We start from the raw sequence: 256 nt of genomic DNA on the forward strand, positions 1-256 counted from the left end.
AGCTGGTACCTGGAATCCGGACATGAAGTAAAAATGGATTACCAGACCAATACCGCAAACGAGGTAAGGCTTTTTACAGCCAATACATCCTGGGATGCCTCACTGGGATTATATGCCATTTCGTTTGCAAATGCAGGTTATTACAACGCCAATGAGCTCTATAAAACCGTTACTTACGATGAGAACAGCGTAGCCCCTTTATCTGAAGCTAACGGCGCTACAATAGAATTTAAAAACAAAGAAGGACAAGTTGTCC

At 42.6% G+C, this 256-nt stretch carries 1 protein-coding gene; it reads left to right on the plus strand.

Features of this window, described 5'->3' with window-relative positions; all coding sequences use genetic code 11:
* Positions 1-256 (plus strand): hypothetical protein (locus KHA98_RS22840; RefSeq protein WP_213260286.1); only part of this gene is annotated, 256 nt, incomplete at both ends.

Origin of the sequence: Flavobacterium branchiicola, assembly GCF_018383905.1 — a bacterium.
In the GTDB taxonomy this organism is placed as follows: Bacteria; Bacteroidota; Bacteroidia; order Flavobacteriales; family Flavobacteriaceae; genus Flavobacterium; species Flavobacterium branchiicola.